The sequence below is a fragment of the Dactylosporangium sp. NPDC051541 genome, assembly GCF_044454505.1.
GTDB lineage: Bacteria > Actinomycetota > Actinomycetes > Mycobacteriales > Micromonosporaceae > Dactylosporangium.
In genome coordinates this window covers 1,264,869-1,279,638 of sequence record NZ_JBITDU010000002.1, presented here as the reverse complement: position 1 = coordinate 1,279,638, position 14,770 = coordinate 1,264,869, and the positions used below count along the sequence as shown (strand labels likewise).

Annotated in this window: 14 protein-coding genes; 6 read left to right on the top strand and 8 right to left on the bottom strand. The window is 73.0% G+C overall.

The features are described 5' to 3' along the window. Nucleotides 1–38 precede the first annotated feature (38 nt). Nucleotides 39–485 (top strand): cupin domain-containing protein, encoded by a 447-nt coding sequence (locus ACIA8L_RS13445; protein ID WP_395903890.1) that lies wholly within the window; start codon nucleotides 39–41, stop codon nucleotides 483–485. A gap of 6 nt (nucleotides 486–491) precedes the next feature. Here ACIA8L_RS13445 and ACIA8L_RS13440 read toward each other — a convergent pair whose 3' ends face one another. Beyond that, nucleotides 492–1,577, bottom strand: a complete 1,086-nt coding sequence (locus tag ACIA8L_RS13440; protein ID WP_395903888.1) for a RuBisCO large subunit C-terminal-like domain-containing protein — start codon at nucleotides 1,575–1,577, stop codon at nucleotides 492–494. 55 nt (nucleotides 1,578–1,632) lie between these two features. Here ACIA8L_RS13440 and ACIA8L_RS13435 point away from each other — a divergent pair, with 55 nt between their 5' ends. From ACIA8L_RS13435 to ACIA8L_RS13425, 3 genes are all read left to right on the top strand, one after another. Further along, entirely contained in the window at nucleotides 1,633–1,911 is a 279-nt protein-coding gene (locus tag ACIA8L_RS13435) for a hypothetical protein (protein WP_395903886.1), read from the top strand. 366 nt (nucleotides 1,912–2,277) lie between these two features. Next, on the top strand, nucleotides 2,278–4,581 hold the full coding sequence (locus ACIA8L_RS13430; RefSeq protein ID WP_395903884.1) for a right-handed parallel beta-helix repeat-containing protein: 2,304 nt from the start codon (nucleotides 2,278–2,280) through the stop codon (nucleotides 4,579–4,581). 126 nt (nucleotides 4,582–4,707) lie between these two features. After that, nucleotides 4,708–6,633, top strand: a complete 1,926-nt coding sequence (locus ACIA8L_RS13425; protein ID WP_395903882.1) for a cellulose binding domain-containing protein — start codon at nucleotides 4,708–4,710, stop codon at nucleotides 6,631–6,633. Here ACIA8L_RS13425 and ACIA8L_RS13420 read toward each other — a convergent pair. Both ACIA8L_RS13420 and ACIA8L_RS13415 read right to left on the bottom strand, forming a co-directional pair. Continuing rightward, nucleotides 6,611–7,627: a PaaX family transcriptional regulator C-terminal domain-containing protein gene (locus ACIA8L_RS13420; RefSeq protein WP_395903880.1), complete on the bottom strand. Its 1,017-nt coding sequence runs from the start codon at nucleotides 7,625–7,627 to the stop codon at nucleotides 6,611–6,613. The genes ACIA8L_RS13425 and ACIA8L_RS13420 overlap by 23 nt on opposite strands. Before the next feature lie 55 nt (nucleotides 7,628–7,682). Then, complete coding sequence (locus ACIA8L_RS13415; RefSeq protein ID WP_395903879.1) at nucleotides 7,683–7,853, bottom strand: hypothetical protein; 171 nt, start codon at nucleotides 7,851–7,853, stop codon at nucleotides 7,683–7,685. Nucleotides 7,854–7,875: 22 nt separating this feature from the next. Between ACIA8L_RS13415 and ACIA8L_RS13410 the strand changes: the two genes are divergently transcribed. Further along, nucleotides 7,876–8,724 (top strand): hypothetical protein, encoded by an 849-nt coding sequence (locus tag ACIA8L_RS13410; RefSeq protein ID WP_395903878.1) that lies wholly within the window; start codon nucleotides 7,876–7,878, stop codon nucleotides 8,722–8,724. 1 nt (nucleotide 8,725) lies between these two features. Here the strand turns inward: ACIA8L_RS13410 and ACIA8L_RS13405 are convergent, their stop codons facing one another. Beyond that, complete coding sequence (locus ACIA8L_RS13405; protein WP_395903877.1) at nucleotides 8,726–10,015, bottom strand: aminotransferase class I/II-fold pyridoxal phosphate-dependent enzyme; 1,290 nt, start codon at nucleotides 10,013–10,015, stop codon at nucleotides 8,726–8,728. A gap of 93 nt (nucleotides 10,016–10,108) precedes the next feature. Here ACIA8L_RS13405 and ACIA8L_RS13400 point away from each other — a divergent pair, with 93 nt between their 5' ends. Continuing rightward, nucleotides 10,109–10,828, top strand: coding sequence for a phosphotransferase family protein (locus tag ACIA8L_RS13400; protein WP_395903875.1), 720 nt, complete (start codon nucleotides 10,109–10,111; stop codon nucleotides 10,826–10,828). 7 nt (nucleotides 10,829–10,835) lie between these two features. On the opposite strand, the gene ACIA8L_RS13395 is transcribed toward ACIA8L_RS13400, so the two are convergent. The 4 genes from ACIA8L_RS13395 to ACIA8L_RS13380 all read right to left on the bottom strand — a co-directional run bounded on the left by ACIA8L_RS13395 (nucleotide 10,836) and on the right by ACIA8L_RS13380 (nucleotide 14,763). Next, nucleotides 10,836–11,693: an NAD-dependent epimerase/dehydratase family protein gene (locus tag ACIA8L_RS13395; RefSeq protein ID WP_395903873.1), complete on the bottom strand. Its 858-nt coding sequence runs from the start codon at nucleotides 11,691–11,693 to the stop codon at nucleotides 10,836–10,838. Between the two features lie 90 nt (nucleotides 11,694–11,783). Beyond that, complete coding sequence (locus ACIA8L_RS13390; protein ID WP_395903871.1) at nucleotides 11,784–12,284, bottom strand: pyridoxamine 5'-phosphate oxidase family protein; 501 nt, start codon at nucleotides 12,282–12,284, stop codon at nucleotides 11,784–11,786. A gap of 45 nt (nucleotides 12,285–12,329) precedes the next feature. Further along, nucleotides 12,330–13,811: a gluconokinase gene (locus ACIA8L_RS13385; RefSeq protein WP_395903869.1), complete on the bottom strand. Its 1,482-nt coding sequence runs from the start codon at nucleotides 13,809–13,811 to the stop codon at nucleotides 12,330–12,332. A 127-nt stretch (nucleotides 13,812–13,938) separates the two neighbouring features. Next, entirely contained in the window at nucleotides 13,939–14,763 is an 825-nt protein-coding gene (locus tag ACIA8L_RS13380) for a GNAT family N-acetyltransferase (RefSeq protein ID WP_395903868.1), read from the bottom strand. Nucleotides 14,764–14,770: the final 7 nt, after the last annotated feature.

Genomic DNA, 14,770 nt, shown 5'->3' with positions numbered 1-14,770 from the left:
GTCGGCGCGACCGCTCCCGTCGGCCTACCATCGGTGACGTGATCCCGACCTATCGCAAGCAGGTGCAGCCGTTCGTCTGGGACGGCGTCGAGGTCCTGGCCTACAAGGAGCAGGACGGCACCCACCGCGCCGTGACGCGGCAGGTGCTCACCGGGGCCGAGCACGGCCAGGGCACGTCGCTGCGATACTTCGAGGTCGGGCCGGGCGGACACACGACGCTGGAGCGGCACGAGCACACGCACGTCGTCATCCCGATCCGGGGCGGCGGCACCGCCCTCGTCGTCGACCGGATCGTGCCCCTCGCCGCGCACGACGTGGTGTTCGTGCCGAGCTGGGGCTGGCACCAGTTCCGGGCGGCGGACGACGAGCCACTCGGATTCCTGTGCGCGGTCACGGTGGAGCGCGACCGGCCGGTCCTGCCAACTGCGCAAGATTTGGGGGTACTGCGTGCAGACCCGCACATCGCCGCGTTCATCCGCGTCTGAAGGGCGTCAGCGGGTCGCGGCCACCAACCGTTCGGCCGCGCGGCGCGGGTCGTCGCCGCGGCGCAGGTCGCCACCGATCAGGAACATGGTGTCCGGACCGTAGTCGGCCAGCAGCTCCGGCGCCCGCTCGATCGTCATGCCACCGCCCGGGGCCGGCAGCATCGCCGGGACGTCGTGCAGCGGGCGGCGGGCCGCGTCGGCGATCGCCAGGCACTGGTCGCGGGTGAAGCTGAACCGGCCGCCCCAGCTCGGGAAGATGCCGGCGTCGGCGCCGGCCAGCCGCAGCAGCGTGCCGAACAGCACGTCGGGGGCGATACCGTGGGAGCCGGCCGCGGTGAAGCCGCCCAGGAACGACGGGTGGGCGAGGACGATACCGCCCGGGAAGACCTCGGCCGCGTGGGCCAGCGCTCCGAACCCGGCGATGCCCGGCATGACGAGCACACCGTCGGCACCGGCGTCGCGGGCGAAGCGGACCTGGTCGGCGAAGCGGGCCGCGCTGCCGTTGACGACCGGGAGGTACACACCGGAGCCGCCCTTCCTGACCGCCTCGGCGATGCGCGGGACGCGTTCGGCGAACGGTGCCCACGGCTGGTCGGCCAGGCCCTGATCCTCCTTGATGACGTGCAGGCCGCCGGCGGCGAGCTCGAAGGCCAGCGCGGCCAGCTGCTCCGCGGTCATCCCGACCGGTTTCAGCGCGGTCGCCAGCAGCGCGCCCCGCGGCTCGCCGACCCGGGCCCGCACGCCGGCCAGGCCGAGCCGCGGCCCGGGCAGCGCGGCCGCCAGCGCCGCCGGCAGCTCGACGTCGATCAGGCGCACACCGTCCTGCAGTGACACGTTGCCCAGCAGCAGCACCAGCAGCTGCCCGAGCTCGCCGCCGGCCAGGTCCACCGGATAGTCCACAGTGGCCAGTGCCGGCCGCCCGGCGCGCGGCTCGACGGAGCGGACGTGGGCCAGGGAGTCGCGCACGGCGTTGGCCGGTGCGAGCTCGGTCGGCAGCTCGTGGCTCTGCTCCACCGCGACGAGCCCGGCCCGCGCGGCCGGGTCGTCGCCGGTGATCTCGTAGACGGCGGTGATGACGCTCGTGCTCGGCATGCATGTATTCAACACGGGAGCACGCGATATGGGCACCGGACGGTGCCGCCCGGGGGTGTCCCCAAGATCCTGGAGCGGCCGGGCCGGGGAGCACGCGGCCGGCCCGGCGGAGCTGGCCCAGGTCGCCGCCGACATCGCCGCCGACCAGGTCTTCAAGGTCACCATCGGCCGCGCCGCCGAGCGAGACCGTGGCGACGCGGCCGCGGCGCACGCCGGTATGGGCGCGCCGTCGCAGTGGCAGCGCGGCGCTGTGGCCAGTGCTCCTCGCAGTGCTGTAACCGTGTGCCGCTATGGCCAGTGCTCCTCGCGGCGCTGTAACCGTGTGCCGCTGTAACCGTGTGCCGCTGTGGCCCTGCGGCGCTGTGGCCATGCGGTGCTCTAGCTATGCGGTGCTCGTTGCGGTCCTGTGGCCAGACGGCGCTGTAGCCGTACGCCGCTGTGGCCGTGCGGTGTTGTGGCCGTGCGGTGTTGTGGCCGTGCGTGTGGGCCTGAGCGGAGCGCCTCTCGTCGGTCGCTCGATGTCCCGGTCCGCCGTTCGAGCTCCATTGCGAGTTCCGGCCCACTGTGGTGGAATACGTTTTCCCCCAACGCGGCTCGGAGCTGTACACCCCGCTCAGCCCCGTTCGTCGCCGCATCCGCCACCGCGCCGCGACGAGCTCCAGCCGTGCCACACCGGACCTCCCGTCTGCGAGGAGCCGCCATGTCCGCCCTGCCCTCTGAACCGCTGCGCGTGCCCGGGCCGCCACCCCGCCGCCGGCGCCGGCCGGTCGCCGCCGTCGCCGCCGTGGCCGTCATCGCGAGCGGCCTGCTCGCCGGGGTCGCCGCACCCGCCCACGCGGCCAACGTGACGTACTACGTCGACGCCACGGCCGGCGCCGACGCCAACAGCGGCCTCGACCAGTCCCACCCGTGGAAGAGCCTCGGCAAGGTCAACGCCACGACGTTCGGCGCCGGCGACCGCATCCTGCTCAAGGCCGGCAGCACCTGGACCGGGCAACTGTGGCCGAAAGGCTCAGGCGCGGCCGGCGCGCCGATCGTCATCGACTCCTACGGCAGCGGGGCCAAGCCGCGCGTCAACGGGGGCGGCACGGTGGCCGACGCCGTGCGGCTGTTCAACCAGGAGTACTGGACGATCCGCGACATCGAGGTGACCAACGCCGCCCCGGCGACCGGCACCGCGGGCGCGAACCTCGGCGACTTCCGCGGCATCCACATCAGCGGGGACAACAGCCAGACCCTGGACGGGTTCCTCGTCGACGCCGTCGCCGTGCACGACGTCACCGGCCGGGTGAACTGGATCGGTGGCGACACCGCCGACAACGCCCCCGGTGTCACCTTCCAGACCGGCTGGGACGCGTCGAAGCGGACCGGCGGCATCGTCATCGACACGACGGTACCCACCGTGGGCGCGCCGCCGAGCACCCCGACCATCATCAACGACGCCGTGGTGCAGCACTCCACGATCACCAACACGTCGTTCGCCGGCATCGTCGTCAAGCAGTACACCGGCTCCAGTTCCGGTGCGGTGGCGACCGGCTGGGGCACCCGGACCAGCGCCGGCGACACGAAGTTCCGGCCGCACACCAACATCGTGATCCGCGACAACTACATCGCCCAGGCCGGCACGGCCTACGGCTGCAACGGCATCTACCTGACCGATGTGCGCGGCGGCACGATCGAACGCAACGTGGTCGACCGGGCCGGCACGTCGGGCATCGAGACGTACTTCGCCGACAATGTCACGATCCAGTTCAACGAGGTCTTCGGCACGACGCAGAAGGCCGGGGGAGCGGACAGCAACGGCATCGACACCGACAAGGGCACGACCGGGCAGCTCGTGCAGTACAACTACGTCCACGGCAACGGCGACGGCATCCTGTTGTGCCAGTTCGCGTTCGGCAACGTGGTGGTGCGCTACAACGTGCTCGCCGGCAACCAGCGCTACCAGCTCTACCTGCACTCCGACCGGGCCGCGACCGCGCAGATCTACAACAACACGATCTACAACGACGCCAGCTCGAGTCTGATCTACGGCTACGGCGACGGCCTCACCGCCACCTACGCCATCTCCGCCAACATCCTGTACTCCACCAGGGCCAACGCCGCGCTGTCCACGAGCGGCACGATCACGTACACCAGCAACCTGTACGGCGGCGCGACGCTTCCCGTGCCCGCGGGCGACACCCGGGCCGTCGTGGCGGACCCGCGGTTCGTGTCCGCGCCGATCAACGCACCGTCCGGCACGGCGGGCACCGGACCGGCGCTCGACGCGGCGCTGGAGCTGCGGGTGGCGGCCGACTCCCCGGCGGTGAACGCCGGTGTCACCATCGGCGGCAACGGCGGCCGTGACTACGCGGGCAACCCGCTGTACAACGGCGCACCGGACATCGGTGCGTTCGAGCAGCCCGGCGGCACCACGACGCCCGTCACGACGCGGCACACCTTCGACGCCCTGCCGGTCGGCCCGCTGGCCGGCGGTACCGAGGGCCTGGCGGTCAGCACCGCGGGCGGCTCCGTCGCGGTCGTCGCCGTGCCGGGCGCGACCGACCGGAGCGTGCGGCTGACCAGGACCGCGAACAGCGGCAGCACCAGCGTGTCGCAGACCTTCAGCCCGGCCCTGACCGGCACGGTGACGGTCGAGACGAACGTGATGCGCGAGTCGGCCTACGTCTCCGGCAACGACTACTTCGCCATCCCGTACCTCCGTGGATCGAGCGGTCTCAACGCGGTCAGCGTGGCGATGACGAAGAACACCATCGTGGCGTACTCCGGGACCAGCCTGGTCACCGTCGGCTCCTACACGCCCGGCCGCTGGTACAACGTGCGGGTGGTCGTCAGTACCCCCGCCGCGTCCTTCGATCTGTTCCTCGACGGCGTGCTGGTGCTGGACAACGCCGCCGTCCGCAATCCGCTGCCTGGCCTCGCCCAGATCGACTACTACGCGAACAGCACCAACTACGGCAGCGTCGTCATCGACGACATCGCGGTCACCGCCACACCCTGAGCCGGTGCCGGAATACGTTTACCACCCCGCCGCCGTAAGTTCCACCGCCGTACCGCAATGTCGATGACCCTCGATTGACAGTTTCATTGACGGTCGTAAGGATGCTGACACATGAGGAGGAACGCCATGTCAGCATCCGATCGGTGGGCGCGCCGCACACGCGCCCACCTGGCCGCCGTCACCGGGGTCGTCGTCACCGCCGGTATCGCCGCGGTCACCCTGGCCACGGCCGCCAGCGCGGCGAGCGGCTGCCAGGTCGCGTACACCACGAACACCTGGTCCGGCGGCTTCACCGCGAACATCGCCATCACGAACCTCGGCTCGCCGCTCACCGGCTGGACCCTCGCCTTCACGCTGCCGGGCGGCGAGACGGTGGGCCAGGGCTGGAGCGCCACCTTCGACCAGTCCGGTCCGAACGTGACCGCCGCCAGCGCGTCCTACAACGGCTCCCTCGCCACGAACGCCAGCACCGGCATCGGCTTCAACGGCACCTTCTCCGGCGCGGACTATCCGGGCGACCCGACGGGTTTCACGCTCAACGGCACGGCCTGCACCGGTTCTGTCCCCACGGCGCCCGCGAGCCCGACGCCGTCGCGCACATCGAGCCCCACCGCGACCGTCAGCGCGAGCCCGAGCCCCACGCCTTCGTCGGGCTCCGCCGGCCCGGCGGTGCAGAACGACGTCTTCTGGAAGGACACCGCCGGCAACCCGATCTACTCGCAGGGCGGCGGGGTGCTGAAGGTCGGCACCACCTACTACTGGTACGGCGCGAAGTACAACGGCGCCGTCACGTATTACAACAACCCCGGCGCCGGCAAGAACGGCGACACCTCGTTCAACGCGATCACCGCGTACTCCTCCACCGACCTGGTGCACTGGAAGTTCGAGGGTAACGTCCTGACCGCCGCCGACCTCGGGGGCGCGGGCTGGGTGGGCCGCATCGGCGTCGCGCGCAACCCCGCCACCGGCAAGTACGTGCTGATCTCCCAGCTCGACAGCGAGCTGGTGTTCGCCACCAGCAGCACCCCCAACGGCCACTTCACCAAGGCCGCCACCCAGTCGACCATCGCCAACGTCGTCAACGACATGTCCGGCGACCAGTCGGTCTTCGTCGACGACGACGGACAGGCCTACCTGGCGTTCAGCAACCGCAGCGGCCGCAGCCACCTGTATGTGGCCCGGCTGCGCCCGTCGGACTTCCTGCAGGTGGAGCCGGCCGTGAACATCGCCAACAGCTCGGCCGGCGGGCGCGAAGGCAACATCATGTTCAAGCACGCCGGCACCTACTACTTCTGCTCATCCGACCTGCACGGCTGGAACGCCTCGCACACGTACTGCATCACGTCGTCGAAGGTCGCGAGCGGGTACTCGGCGGAGTTCGTGATGCCGGGCACGGACGCCGACTTCTCGCACGTCACGCAGACCGGCCTGGCGTTCGCGGTCAACGGCTCGGCCGGATCGTTCGTCGTCTTCGGCGGCGACCGCTGGAGCGACTTCGCCGGCAACGGCATCGGCTACAACGACTGGATGCCGGTCACCTTCAACGGTACGACCCCCGTCTTCCACTCGCTCAGCCAGTGGAGCGTCGACGCCGCCGCCGGCACCTGGTCCGTCGGCGGCGGCAACAACTACGTGCTCAACCCGAGCGTGGAGGCCGACCGCGTCGCGCAGAGCACGATGGCCGGCTGGACGAGCTCGGCGAACGTCGCCAACCACGCGGGCGGCCACACCGGCCGCTGGTCCATGGCGCAGTCCGCGTCCTCGGCCTACACCGCGAGCTTCGCGCAGACCATCGCGCTGCCCAACGGCACCTACACACTGTCGGCCTTGGTGAAGAGCAGCGGCGGCCAAAACAGCGCGAACCTCTACGCCAAGAACTTCGGCGCCGCCGAACTCGACCGCGCGATCAACCAGTCCATCGGCACCTGGACCCAGGTCAGCATCACCGGCATCACCGTGACGAACGGCTCGATCCAGGTCGGCGTCTCGTCCAACGCGAACGCCGGCAACTGGATCTACGCCGACGACTTCACGCTCGTCCGGACCGGGTAGCCGCGCGTTCGGTCCCAGCCGCCGGAGTGGGGTCCCGCCTGGAACCCCGCTCCGCCACGCCCGCCCGCATCTCGGCGACGGTGTGGGCCTCGATGTCCGGTCGCGGTCCGTCCGCGGCGACGGCCCTGACGTGCTCCTGGGCCGGTCCGGCCAGACCGTCGTAGACGGCCACGAACACGTCGCGGGCCTGGGGGCGGGGCCAGCCGGGCGGCATGAGCCGGGTCGGCAGCATGGGGTCGATCGTGGGGAACTGGCGGTAGGTCTCCATGACCTCGGTGCGGGCCCGCACGGCCGCCGGGCCGGTGACGCTCCCGGCCGCGATGGCGGGCAGCAGCTCGCTCCAGCGGCGGACGAAGCGGCCGTAGCGCTCGGCTATGGCCTCGACGTCGTAGGCCTCGACGGGGCTGCGGTCGGCTCCGGTGCCGAGCGGTATGTGCCGGGCGCGGACCACCGTGATCGCGCCGGCCGCCTCCGCCGCCAGACCGGCCAGCTCGTGCGCCGGCAGGGGCTGCGGCGACACCCAGACCGCGTCGTACAGTGGCGCGAATCCGTGCCACCGCAGGTACACCCGCAAAGCGTTGCGGCGCGTCGACTCCTCCTTGGGCATCGAGAACGTCACGAACGTCCAGCACCCGTCCCAGGACTCCGGCCCGGCCGCGAACTCCGCGATCCCCACGCCGCCGACCGACAGTTCGAGGGCTGCCGGCCGGGTCAGCCGATACGACGTGAACCGCCCGCGCCGGTGGCTCTCCAGGACCGCGCGCCGGGCCAGCCGGCTGATCGCCACCCGGGCCGCGGCCGTGCTGACGCCGAACTCGCCCAGCAGCGGCACCAGCGCGACCGCGGGCAGCCAGGCGTCGTTGCGCAGCGTGTAGTCGGCGACCAGGGTCACGGCCAGGCTCTGCGGTGAGCCGCCACTCTGCCGGCGGGGCAGATCGGCCGAGCCGTCCGTGATCTCGGGAAAGATCTCCTCGATCCGGAACAGGCTGACCACGGCGCACTCCAGCGACAGTCGACGGCACGACACACCGACTGTAGCCGTGCAGCGATCAGCCCCGCGAGCGGCGCGATGGCAGACTGACCGCGGGCGCGGCCGAACCGCTGAGCAGGTCCCACACGACGACCGTGGCCCGCTGCCAGTTGCTGCTGAACATGCCGGCGGCGACGGTCACGCCGTTGACCGTGGTCGTCCGCAGGGCGCCGAAGTCCCAGATCCGCACCGGCCGACGGTATCCTTTCCGGGTGGATGCGGCCCAGCTCGTCGCCCGGCTGATCGATGCACCGCCGGTGCGGCTCAGCGACCTCGAGGCCGTGATCGGCCCGGTCGCCATGTCGTTCGACCCGGCCGACCGGGAGAACATGGGCTCCCTGTCCCGCCCGGGGTTCTCGGCCCTGATCCCGCGGCTGCACGTCGACTACCGCTTCGACGTCTACCACGACGACCCGGAGCGCCCGCGCGACGTCGAGCTGCGCTCCTGCACGCTGCACGTGCGCGGCGACGGGCGGGCGGCGGAGGCGGTGCTGGAGGCCAGGTTCGGTGCCGCGCGGGCGGTCGCGAACGAGTATCGCCCGTATGCTGTGTATCAGCCGTTCTACTTGTGGGCAGTACCCCCGGAAAATGGCACTTTTGTCGTTGAGTGGCACGCGGAGCCGCCTCGCTGGGCCCTCCCGGTGCCCGCCGCGGCCGCCCGGACCGGCTGGCTGGAGGGCCTGCGCGACCGGATCGCCGGCGCGCGGACCTTCGCCGAGATCGAGGCGTACTGCACCCGGCCCGCTCCCGGCGCCGGCATCGAGATCGCCGGCCGCGGCGACTGCGTCGTGCGCTTCGCCCCGCCGGTCAACGCCCGGCACTTCGCCACCGTGTTCGGCTGGCTGCCCGCGATCGGGCAGGCCCGGGGCGTCCACATGGACTCGTGGGAGCTGCGGCGGCGCGGCGAGGGCCGGCCGCCGGTCGGCGGGGCGCTGCGGCAGTGGGAGCTCAGCGCCGAACTCGGCGGCCGGCCCAGCGGCGACCGGATCGAGGACGCCTACGGGCAGGCCATGATCGGCCCGGAGGACGAGGTCGTCACGTTCTCGATCCGCGCCCGCTGAGCTACGCCGCCCGCAGGACGGGGGCGTCGGCGAGCTGGCGGTGGAACGCCCGGCGCAGCGTCGTGACGTTCTCGCCCTCCTCGGCCAGGGACCGCGGCAACGCGTCGGCGAGGGTGTCGACGATGCCGGCGATATCGGCGTCGGTGTGGTGTGCGGTGAGGGTGATGCGAATGCCAGAACGCTTCGGGGGTACCGCGGGAGCGGTGGCGACGTCGGTGAAGTAGCCGGCGGCGCGCAGCTTGGCCGTGAGGTTGTACGCGACCTGCGGGCCGCCGGCGCCCACGCAGCGGATCGGGGCCTCGCTGCGGCTCACGACCGGCAGGCCGCGCTCGGCGGCGAGGTCGTTGAACAGGCGGATCAGGTGCAGCAGCCGGTCCTGGAGCGCGGCCACCTCCGGGGTGCGGTGCAGTTCGACGGAGGCGAGGACCGCGCCGAGCATCGGGGGCTGGACCGGGCCGGAGAAGATGAGCGGGCCGCCGACGGTGAACACCCGGCGGCGGGTCTCGGCGTCGGGGAAGCTCAGCGCCCCACCGGCGGCCGCGAAGGACTTGTTCAGCGAGCCGGTGACGACGCTGCGGGACAGCGCGAGGGGGCTGAGCTCCTCGAGCGCGTGGCCGCGGCCGTGGTGGCCGGTCCACGAGAACGAGTGGGCGTCGTCGACGTACAGCCACAGCTGGTCGTGCTCGGCCATGAGCTCGTTGAGCTCGGCGAACGGGGCGAAGTCGGCGTACATGCTGTAGAGGCCGTCGACGGCGTACCAGACCCGCCGGTGCGTGTCGCGGTTCTCGGTGAGGCGGCGGCGCAGGGTGCGCAGGTCGTTGTGGGGGAGTACCTCGACGCGGGTGCCCTGCGCCTGGACGAGCTTCGCCGCGGTCTGCACGCTGTGGTGGACCTGGTGGTCGAGCAGCAGCAGGTCGTCGCCGCCGATGACGACCGGCATCGCGGCCAGGTGCCCCATGCTGGTGCTCGGCGCGAGGACCGTCGGCCGGCCCAGCAGCCCGGTGAGCGCCTCCTCCACCACCGGATAGGCCGGCGAGGACAGGTAGGCCCGCGACGACGCGAACTGCGTCCCGAACCGCTCCACCGCGTCGATGACTCCGGCCCGCAGCGCCGGATGCGTCTCCAGTCCGAGGTAACAGCACGACCCGAAGTTCACCATCGGCACCCCGCCGACCGTGATCATGCGCCCGTCGAGCCGCTCGTCCTCGGCGGTGTTGTGCACCAACCCCCGCCGCACCCCATCGGTGATCAGCTCGTCGAGCGTCTGCAGCATGTCGTCGGCCTTCGCCACGGTACGGCCCCTTCCACGGTCGGCTACCGATGTCGTCCATCGGTACACGGCCCCCGCCCGCCGAGCGTTCTGGGAAGTGATGCCGGACACGTGATGTACTCGGGCGTTGTGATGTGGCTGGCCGAGCCGACCGTGGACGCCTTGCGAGCCGCCCTGCGCGCGGTCGCGCCGGAGCTGGCCGGCGCCACGATCGTGCCGCGCGGGCTGGCGCCGAAGGACGATCCGCGGTGGTGCGCGGCGGCCCGGCCGGTGGCCGCGGGTGATCTCGCGGCGGCCCTGGCCGGGCTGCACGATCCGAAGGTACTGGCGGCCGCGGGTCCGCTGCCCGAGCCGCCGGCGCCCGCCTCCACGGACACGCTGCGGGCCCGGTTCGGGGCGCTGATCCGGCCCGATCAGCTTCGGTGGGTGCGGATCCGGTGCGACTGGGTTGATCGGGTCCTCGCGGCACCGGGGCGGACCGTGCTCGTGCACGGCGACTTCCACGGCGGCAACCACCTGTGGGATCGGGAGTCGCTGCGGCTGCGGCTGGTCGTCGACTGGGAGACCGCGAGCGCCGGCGAGCCCGAGTTCGACCTGCGGTGCCTGCCCGGGGACGGTGGCATCGAGCTGTTCACGGCGACGGTGGCCGAGTACGAGCGGCGGTCCGGCGTCGCGCTGTCCGTGGACCGGATCATGGCCTGGCACCTGCGCACGGTCCTGGGCGACGCGCTGTGGCGGGCCGAGGTTGGGGTCGCGCTGCCGGACGGGCGCACGCCGGCGGCGTGGGTCGACGACCTGGAGGCCCGATGCACCGCGCTCGGCAGCTTCGGCTGAGCGCGGCTCAGGGGTTCGCCTGGGCCGCGAACCCGGTCCGCCAGGTCGGGAACCGCGGCCGCCAGCCGCGGGAGCGGGCCAGGGCGTTGGACGCGCCGCGCGCCCGGCCCTGACGATTCGCCGCCGGCGCGGGCGCGGGGGCGGGGACACCGAGCGCCGCGGCCAGGACCGGCAGCCAGTCGCGGCCCGGGGCGGGCTCGTCGTCGACGATGTTGACCGGTCCGGACGGCCAGTCCAGGGCGGCCGCGGCGGCGTCGTCGACGTGCACGAACGAGGTCACCGAGTCGTCCGCGGCCAGATCGGCCAGGAACGGCGCGCCGGGCCGGCCGGACAGGGCGGCGGCGATGGCACCGCCCGGCTCGTACCAGGTGCCGGGGCCGTACAGGATGCCGTAGCGCAGCATGACCGCGATGCCCAGCTCCGCCGCCGTCCGCTCCAGGTCGCGCAGGCCGTCGGCGACCGGATCGGCCGGCGTGAACGGGACCGACTCGTCGGCCGGGGTGGCTCCGGGTTCGTACGGGAACGCCGTCGACTGCACCACGATCCGGTCCGCGCCCGCCGCCGCGGCCGCGTCGACCAGGTTGCGGGTGCCGTCGCGGCGCAGCGTGGTCGTCGCCTCGGCGTCCGCGCCGGCCAGGTCGGTCAGCTGGTGGATCACCGCGTCCGGGCGGGCCGTCACCACGGCTCCGTGCAGGCCCGGCCGGTCGAGTACGTCGGCCCGCACCGCGGCCGCGCCCCGCCCCCGGATTCGGTCCACCCCGGCCTCCGTGCGGGACAGGCCCACGACCTCATGTCCGGCGGCCCGCAGCATCGGCACGAGCGGCCGGCCCACCGCACCGGTGGCCCCCGCGACCAGAACACGCATACCGCAACCGTAGGCCCGGCCCGGACCTGCCCGGGGTGAGGCGCGGGATGAGCGGGAGATCGAACCTCTGGGGGCCGGGCGGCCCCGCGGTCAGCCCGCGGGGCCGGTCAGGTCGACGACCTCGTTGTCGCCCTCGGGCGGCTGGCGTCGCAGGAGCGCGGCCGCGCCGTACTGGATGAGGGTCACCACCCGGCCGTGCGGGGAGTCCCAGTACTCGGCCGACTCCGCGGTCACCTTGATCAGCGCGAGGCCCGGCGTGTCCAGGCCGTCGGGGAACCAGGCCTTGAGCGGGGCGCTCCACAGCTGCTCGGCCTTGGCCCGGTCGTGCACGACGGCCGCCGTGCCGCTGACCGACACCCAGGCGTCGTGCTTGGTCTGGAACGCGACGTTGACCTGCGGGTTGGCGGCGATCTCGGCCGTCTTGGGGCTGTCGTCGAACACGAAGAACCACAGGTCGCCGTCGAACTCGGCCTCCTGCAGCGCCATCGGGCGGCTGACGTGCCGGCCGTCGGCGTTCATCGTGGTGAACATGCAGATGCGCCCGTCCCGGATCAGGCGCGTCACGTGGGCCCGGGGGTCTTCGTCGCTCATGCCGACCTGATGCCCGGCCGCATCGCCGCCAAACGATCGACCCGTTCAGTGCGGCACGAGCGCGGTGTACACGTCGGCGAAGCGGGCGCGGCGCTGGGCGTAGTACTCGGCGTGGGCGGCCCGCGGCTCGTACGTCTCACCGGTGGCCTGCGGTGCGCGCTCGACGTCCGGAGCCAGGACGTCGAGGGCGAGCAGGGCCGTGCCGCACTGGGTGGCGCGGCGGCGGGTGATGTGCGTGACGGGGCGGCCGAGGACGTCGGCGAGGATCCGCAGCCACTCGGGGTGGTCGTTGCTGACCCGGCCCGCCGCCGCGACCTGCACGACCTGGGTGGCCGCCGGGTACAGCTCGTCGGCGACGCGGGCGTAGGTCATGGCGACACCCTCCACGATCCCGCGGAACAGCGCGTCGGCGTCCGTGGCCGCCGAGACCCCGCTGAAGACGGCCCGGGCGCCGCCGGCCCAGCCCGGAGCGCGCTCGCCGGTGAGGTACGGCAGGACCAGCGGCGTGGCATCGCTGGGCGCGGCGGTGAGCACGCCGGCGAGGTCCGGGCTCAGGCTCAGGGCGCTCCGGGCCCAGCTGACGGCCCGGCCGACGTCGTTGATCGCCCCGCCCAGCAGGGTGCGTCCGGCGGCGACACGGTAGTTCCACAGCCCGGACGGCAGGGGGTCGGCGGCGCTGTCGAGCAGTACCCGCAAAGCACCGCTCGTCGCCGTTGCCGCGGTCAACACGGTCGCGTCGGTTGCGCCGGAGCCGATGTTGCTGGCGAAGCCGTCGGTGATGACCGGGAACCAGGCGGCCCCGGCGAGGGCCGGACGGCGGGCCGGGCTCGGTGCGGGCAGCGGCTCCGACATGTCGCGGGGCGGGGACAGCTGCGCGGGCGCGATGCCCGCGGCGGCGAGCAGCTCGGCGTCGAACTCGCCGGTGCGGCGGTCGAGCAGGCCGGTCCACGCCACCGTCGAGGTCCCGGCGAGCGGGTGCCCGACCAGCCGGTTCCACACGTACTCGCCGAGCGACCACCAGCCCGCGGCCCGCGCGACGACGTCCGGCTGGGCCCGCGCGAGCCACCGCAGCCGCGGCGCGTGGTAGCTCGTGTGCAGGCGGGTGCCGGTGCGCTGCTGCACGGCGCGCTCGTCGAGCTCCTCCCGCAGGGCCGCGACAGCGCCGGCGCTGCGGGCGTCGGCGTAGGTCAGGCACGGTGTCAGCGCCCGCCCGGCCGCGTCGACCGCGATCAGCGACGCGGCGAACGTGTCCATGGCGACCCCGGCGATCCGCGCCTTCAGCCGCCGCTCGCCGGTGACCGCGTCCAGCACCTGCTCGACCTCGGCCGTCACCTGGTCAGGATCGATGACGGAGGTACCGTCGGCCGCGACCGTGAACGCGTGCGGCACTTTGTGCTGGAGCCCGCGGACCCGCCGCCCGGAAGCGTCGTGCACCCCGCCCCGGGTCGCCGTCGACCCGATGTCCAGCGCCACGACCAGGGGGTCCAGCGCCGCCTTCAGGCTTACGTCATCACCGCTGCGGGCCATGGCCCGACCTTAACCCCGCGTACGCCCGTCCGCGCGTCGTGCCGCGGCGACGGCCGACATTCCTAGCACCACGAGATCGCCTCCTACTTCGCCGAGCAGGCCGACGCGGGCTCCATCGCGGACGGGCTCAGCGGATGAGCACGGCCCGGGTGTAGAGCAGCTCGAAGCCGCGCCGCTGCACGTTGCGCTGCGACGGCGATCCGGGCTGGGTGGTGACGGTGGCGAGCTCGCAGCCGTCGGCGGCGGCGTCGGCGAGGCGGGCGGCGAGCAGGGCGCTCTGCACGCCGCGGCGGCGGAAGGCGGGTGCGGTGCCGGCGCTGAAACTGGCGATGCCGTCGCGGACGCCCATGCTCGCGCCGCCCGCGGGGACGCCGTCGACGAGGGCGAGGTAGCGGCGGGCGCCCGTGGCGGCGATGTCGTGTTCGGCGGCGGCGACGGCCTGGCGCGGGAACTCGTCCAGCCACGGCAGGCCTTCGCTGTCGGGGTGGGCGACGGCGTCGAGGATCACCTCGAGCCACACGTCGAACTCGTCGTCGCCGCTCGGGCGGACCTGGACCCCGGGCGGCGCGACCAGCTCGACGTCGGTGCTGACGGCGAGGCCGAGCACGTTCTCGTAGGACGCGAGCCGGTATCCGCGCCCGGTGAGCAGGGCCCCGACGGCCGGGTCGGCGAGGTTGCTCAGCTCGACCGAGACCGGGGCGTCGCGCTCGGCGAACGCCCGCTCGATCGCGGCCAGCTCGTCGTCGCCCGGCACGCCCGCGAAGCCGAGCCCCGCGACCTTGTTCCACGGCGAGTCCGGCTCGGCGAAACTGGCGACACCGCCCGCGACCGGCCGGAGGAATCCGCCGCCGCCGGTGCGCCGCTGGGCCGCCTGATTGGCGGCGGCGATGAACCCGGTCTCGGCCCCTTCGATGCGCCGGGCCAGGTCGGTGTCGCAGAACAGTGTCGGCATGACAACA

Coding starts and splice junctions, on each gene's coding strand:
- ACIA8L_RS13440 (WP_395903888.1), bottom strand. CDS start 1,577: ATGCCGAGCACGAGCGTCATCACCGCCGTCTACGAGATCACCGGCGAC.
- ACIA8L_RS13430 (WP_395903884.1), top strand. CDS start 2,278: ATGTCCGCCCTGCCCTCTGAACCGCTGCGCGTGCCCGGGCCGCCACCC.
- ACIA8L_RS13425 (WP_395903882.1), top strand. CDS start 4,708: ATGTCAGCATCCGATCGGTGGGCGCGCCGCACACGCGCCCACCTGGCC.
- ACIA8L_RS13400 (WP_395903875.1), top strand. CDS start 10,109: ATGTACTCGGGCGTTGTGATGTGGCTGGCCGAGCCGACCGTGGACGCC.
- ACIA8L_RS13395 (WP_395903873.1), bottom strand. CDS start 11,693: ATGCGTGTTCTGGTCGCGGGGGCCACCGGTGCGGTGGGCCGGCCGCTC.
- ACIA8L_RS13390 (WP_395903871.1), bottom strand. CDS start 12,284: ATGAGCGACGAAGACCCCCGGGCCCACGTGACGCGCCTGATCCGGGAC.
- ACIA8L_RS13385 (WP_395903869.1), bottom strand. CDS start 13,811: ATGGCCCGCAGCGGTGATGACGTAAGCCTGAAGGCGGCGCTGGACCCC.
- ACIA8L_RS13380 (WP_395903868.1), bottom strand. CDS start 14,763: ATGCCGACACTGTTCTGCGACACCGACCTGGCCCGGCGCATCGAAGGG.